This window comes from Bartonella sp. TT119HLJHH, from assembly GCF_042193385.1.
In the GTDB taxonomy this organism is placed as follows: domain Bacteria; phylum Pseudomonadota; class Alphaproteobacteria; order Rhizobiales; family Rhizobiaceae; genus Bartonella.
Genome location: NZ_JBHILS010000042.1, coordinates 1 through 4197 on the forward strand (window position 1 = coordinate 1; position 4197 = coordinate 4197).

General features: G+C 40.8%; 7 protein-coding genes and 2 pseudogenes. 6 read left to right on the forward strand and 3 right to left on the reverse strand.

All coding sequences use genetic code 11. The features are described from left to right. The 3 genes and pseudogenes from ACFIJL_RS08635 to ACFIJL_RS08645 all read left to right on the forward strand — a co-directional run. Nucleotides 1–450, forward strand: a pseudogene (locus tag ACFIJL_RS08635) (late control protein); the annotation flags it as partial. Nucleotides 451–753: 303 nt separating this feature from the next. Further along, the gene (locus ACFIJL_RS08640; protein WP_375624252.1) at nt 754–1485 is read left to right on the forward strand and encodes an antA/AntB antirepressor family protein; all 732 of its coding nucleotides are present in this window, start codon (nt 754–756) and stop codon (nt 1483–1485) included. Continuing rightward, a complete protein-coding gene (locus ACFIJL_RS08645) occupies nt 1482–1760 on the forward strand; it encodes a hypothetical protein (protein WP_375624254.1) in 279 nt (92 codons plus the stop codon). Before ACFIJL_RS08640 ends, ACFIJL_RS08645 begins: the two co-directional genes overlap by 4 nt. 45 nt (nt 1761–1805) lie before the next feature. Here the strand turns inward: ACFIJL_RS08645 and ACFIJL_RS08650 are convergent, their stop codons facing one another. Continuing rightward, nucleotides 1806–2117: a DNA-binding protein gene (locus ACFIJL_RS08650; protein WP_208439803.1), complete on the reverse strand. Its 312-nt coding sequence runs from the start codon at nt 2115–2117 to the stop codon at nt 1806–1808. A 12-nt stretch (nt 2118–2129) separates the two neighbouring features. Continuing rightward, nucleotides 2130–2453, reverse strand: a complete 324-nt coding sequence (locus ACFIJL_RS08655; protein WP_015857128.1) for a type II toxin-antitoxin system RelE/ParE family toxin — start codon at nt 2451–2453, stop codon at nt 2130–2132. A gap of 184 nt (nt 2454–2637) precedes the next feature. Here ACFIJL_RS08655 and ACFIJL_RS08660 point away from each other — a divergent pair, with 184 nt between their 5' ends. From ACFIJL_RS08660 to ACFIJL_RS08670, 3 genes are all read left to right on the forward strand, one after another. After that, nucleotides 2638–3300 carry a lysozyme gene (locus ACFIJL_RS08660; RefSeq protein WP_375624256.1) on the forward strand — a complete coding sequence of 221 codons (663 nt, stop codon included), beginning with the start codon at nt 2638–2640 and terminating at the stop codon, nt 3298–3300. Next, the gene (locus tag ACFIJL_RS08665; protein WP_375624258.1) at nt 3297–3524 is read left to right on the forward strand and encodes a hypothetical protein; all 228 of its coding nucleotides are present in this window, start codon (nt 3297–3299) and stop codon (nt 3522–3524) included. The genes ACFIJL_RS08660 and ACFIJL_RS08665 overlap by 4 nt, the downstream gene beginning before the upstream one ends. A 131-nt stretch (nt 3525–3655) precedes the next feature. Continuing rightward, nucleotides 3656–3868, forward strand: a complete 213-nt coding sequence (locus ACFIJL_RS08670) for a hypothetical protein (protein WP_375624260.1) — start codon at nt 3656–3658, stop codon at nt 3866–3868. A 173-nt stretch (nt 3869–4041) separates the two neighbouring features. Here the strand turns inward: ACFIJL_RS08670 and ACFIJL_RS08675 are convergent. Next, a pseudogene (locus tag ACFIJL_RS08675) lies at nt 4042–4197 on the reverse strand (integrase); the annotation flags it as partial.

Below are 4197 nucleotides of genomic sequence, written 5' to 3' on the forward strand. Positions count from 1 at the left end.
CATGATATCCGCACTGGTGAAAAAAAGGAAGTCAAGGTTGGTAAAGAGCCTTTTCATGAACTCAAATACACCTACCACAATCAATCAGAAGCTGTTGCGGCCATTGCTGCTTATCGCAACAAATCATCTCGTGGCAAATCTTCTTTCTCATGTGATATTGGTGGTGATCCCTTTGTACAAGCAGAAGCAAAGCTTGTTCAAAAGCCCCCTTTCCGCCCCTATATTCCAGCAGAATGGCGCATCAAAAGTGTTAAGCACAAACTTGATAAAACGGGTGGTTACACCACAAAAATAGAGTGCGAACTTTTTGATGAAGCCCAAGAAGACACAGCTGGAAACGTTGCAAACACAACACCAGACAAGGACGATACCCTTGATCCAAACGCTCCACCAAACGCATGCGACGAAGGTGAAGGCGTTATCCATATGGATGAAGAAGGCATCAATTAGCAAAAATATCAAAAAATTATCAGAAGCAACTTGACAATGTGGCAACAATATGAATAATCGAATCAGGTGCCTCAAAAACACCTTAAAACATCTAGCGGATTGGTTGCCGAAATAATCAATCTTCTGAACATTAAAGATTTTGACTCATTATATGCCGTGGCATATAAAGGTCTTGTCGGGTGTGGTTATGCTATACAATACCCTTTTGGGAAAGGCATAACGACGGACTAGATGCCGTGTTTTTGAGCACCCGGCACTCTCTATTGAGTGTCAATCAAAAACTTTAACATCTAGGAGTTCATCATGAACACTCTTATAAAAATATCAGAACAAATAATTGGACAGGAAACAGTTCAAACTGTTAACGCTCGAGAATTACACGCATTTTTAGAAGTAAAAACCAGTTTTAAAGATTGGATTATCAGACGTATTCAAGATTGTAAATTTAAAGAAGAGCATGACTTTTGCTCTTTTTTGAGCGAAAGTTCAGGTGGACGTCCTTCTAAAGATTATGCTCTCACCTTAGACATGGCTAAACATCTTTCGATGATAGAGCGTAATGATAAAGGGCATGAAGCGCGTCAATACTTTATCAAATGTGAACGGCTTTTGAAACAAGTAGCAACACCACAAGTTGACTACTCCAAACCCGAAGCATTACTTGGTGTTTTGAATCACTTACAAAGTCAAATTGAGCAGAAAGATCATGTTATTGCCGAATTGGCTCCAAAAGCAGAAGCTTTAGATGGTTTAAAACGCTCTGATGGTCTGTTTGGTCTTATTGAAGCAGCAAAGATGTTGGAGGTACGACCAAAGGATTTAACGGATTACTTGCGTAAACATGATTGGGTCTATCGACGGGCTCCAGGGGCGCCTCTGTTACCTTATCAGGATAAAATCAAGAAAGGATTTATGGATTGTCCCGCTATTACCATTCAAAGACCGGATGGGACAGAAAAGGTGCTGCCTTCAACAAAAATCACATCTAGAGGATTGGCATGTTTGAGAGAACAAATCTTTGGGGGTGTGCAATGAATAGCAGTGTCGACTTCTTATGCGATTTGTGGCTGTCGTTGTTTAAGCTTTCTAACCATCGAGGCATTGGAGATGAGGACTGCAATGCTATAGTTGAGGTTATGGAATCGGTCGTAGATGCTCTGGTTTTAAAGCTTCAAGATGACGTACCCAATATTACAAAAATCTTGGCAATTTTGACAGATTTTGGAGCTTCAGAACTTCCACATCGTATGGATTCTTTGTTGCGAACTTATGAACAAAATTTGGAGCCTCCCATTAAAAAGGTTGCTTAAATACCTCCCTTCCCCATCTTTAAAGGTGGGGAGTGAACACTAAAGTTACACGTGTGGAACTGGTCGTTCAAGAGGCTGTACAGCCAAACGAAACCCCATGGTACGCAGTAAAGCATTCAAGCTGCGGAACTCTGGATTACCTTTCTCTGAAAGTGTACGGTAAAGTTGTGTTGGGTTCAAGTTGGCTGCTTTAGCTACAGCTTGAACACCACCATAAGCTTTGGCCATTTGGCGTAGAGTTACAAGCAGTTCACCCTGATCACCATCTGCTAGGATTGCATCAAGGGTAGCCGCTGCCAACTCAGGATCATCACGGAATATTTCTGCCATTGCATCATCATGGTTACGGTCTTTCATTTTTGCACTCCTTTAATCTTCACGGTTTTGCCAATCACGCCAGCAAGCACATGCACGAGTGATATCAGTCTCTTGTGTTTTTTTGCTGCCACCGCATAATAGCAACAATACGGTCTTTCCAGATTGGACATAATAAACTCGGTAGCCAGGACCAACATTAATACGCAGTTCATGGACACCCTCACGAAGCGGCTTGAAATCGCCAAAGTTCCCCTGCTCTAAACGATTAAGGCGGCGAATAATTGCAGTTTTAGCCTGCATGTCACGGAGCTTTCGCAGCCAATCAGCTATCAAGTCTTTGCCATCAGAAGTAAGGTAGTGACGTATTTCAAACATGATGTTATATTCGTTTATAAACGAATGTTTGTCAAGAGAGAAATTAAAAGTTGAGAAAAAATCTTCTTTTGTTCCAATGAAAAAGCGACATGAAGCTTAACCAAGCTATCTTTCCGAATGAGAAAGATGTCAATTTTTTTAATCCAGCTCTGCTTTTTGCGGAGCTTTTTTTATGGAGAAGCATATGCGAAAAATATCATTAGAGGGACTTGCACTGATCAAACAATGGGAAGGCTTGCGTTTAAATGCCTATAAAGATGCCATCGGGGTGTGGACAATAGGTTATGGACATACAAACAGTGCTGGAAAACCTTTTGTTCATAAAGGCATGGCAATCACTGAAAAACAAGCTGAAGAACTTCTTTGCCAAGATTTAAAACAATTTGAAAATGCCGTTGAACAAGCCGTTCAAGTTTCATTAACGGATGAACAATTCGCGGCGTTAGTCTCTTTTTGCTATAATGTAGGAACAACAGCCTTTTGTAACTCGACACTGTTAAAAAAGCTCAATCAAGGTGAATATGAAGCTGTCCCTGCCGAGCTACAGAAATGGACCAAAGCAGGCGGGAAGCGTCTTGAAGGTCTCGCACACCGGCGTGCAGCAGAAACAGGGCTATGGGCAAAAGGGGCTTATGTTTCCTCCAATTATCAAACAGTAGAAACGCAAGCACCAACGGGGGTTTTCAAAGCAGAAGCCCTTGCACCGATTATTGGTTCTTTTTCAGGGCTTGGAGGCTTATTAGCAGGCAATGGTCCAGTGCAATGGGCGCTCGCCACTATCATGGTTTTAGCCGCATGTGCTGGTATTTTCTTTGTTGCTAAACGCTTTCAGGAGCACCGCCTATGATCTTATGGATGAAAAGAAATCTGATGCTAACAGGCGCGGCTTTAGCCGCTTTTTTTATTGCATTAGCAAGAGCTTTTACTCTTGGGAAAAAAGCAGAGCAACAAAAGCAAACAGAAAAAGCTTTAAAAGCAGCCACAACACGGCTTGAGGTAGAAAATGAAATTAATCAAAAAAGTGATGCTGATGTGCGTGCTGCTCTCTCTGACTGGTTGCACGACAAATAAATATGCTTCTTCTTGTGTTGGCTGGTTGCCAATTTATTTAGATAAGCAAGATCTGAACGCCATCAGTTCAAACTTAGCAAGAGAGATCTTAAAGCACAATAATCTAGGTGAACGCGTGTGTGGGTGGAAACATGGCTAGAAAAAAAACACAAGACGATACAGAGCTTACAGAAGCAGAAAAAGAAATCCTTCAAGAAATCATCATGACCTACAAAAGTGTAAAAGTGATGTCGCGTTATACGAAATGGATTGTACTCATTATACTCTTATTAGCGCTTGATTTTTCACGTATTATGGATGCATTAGTAAGTATTTTTACACAAAAACCAAATATCCGACTCTAAACATACTCTGAGACGCGCGAAATTCTTTAGAAAATGGTTTCTTAATTTTGCTCGTCTCATGGAGGCTATCAATAATAGCTTTACACATTTAAAACTGTTATTTTCACAGAATTGGACATATCAAATTTCTCTTCAAAATAGCTAAAAACACTGCAGAGGTAATTGTAAAAATTCTATCCTGTTATAAATGAAGCCCACTGTTCCAAGAGAATATGTCGCTGTTCTAAAAAATCCGTTCGCATATAAGCTTTTGTCACTGAACTCCCAACTGTATGTGCAAGAACAGTTTCGGCAATCTCAAATGGTGTTGACGTTGTCTCTGCTATCCA

Bases quoted from the DNA above. Each gene is read 5' to 3' on its own strand.
- ACFIJL_RS08665 (WP_375624258.1), top strand. From the start codon at position 3,297: ATGATCTTATGGATGAAAAGAAATCTGATGCTAACAGGCGCGGCTTTA.
- ACFIJL_RS08655 (WP_015857128.1), bottom strand. From the start codon at position 2,453: ATGTTTGAAATACGTCACTACCTTACTTCTGATGGCAAAGACTTGATA.
- ACFIJL_RS08645 (WP_375624254.1), top strand. From the start codon at position 1,482: ATGAATAGCAGTGTCGACTTCTTATGCGATTTGTGGCTGTCGTTGTTT.
- ACFIJL_RS08660 (WP_375624256.1), top strand. From the start codon at position 2,638: ATGCGAAAAATATCATTAGAGGGACTTGCACTGATCAAACAATGGGAA.
- ACFIJL_RS08650 (WP_208439803.1), bottom strand. From the start codon at position 2,117: ATGAAAGACCGTAACCATGATGATGCAATGGCAGAAATATTCCGTGAT.
- ACFIJL_RS08640 (WP_375624252.1), top strand. From the start codon at position 754: ATGAACACTCTTATAAAAATATCAGAACAAATAATTGGACAGGAAACA.
- ACFIJL_RS08670 (WP_375624260.1), top strand. From the start codon at position 3,656: ATGGCTAGAAAAAAAACACAAGACGATACAGAGCTTACAGAAGCAGAA.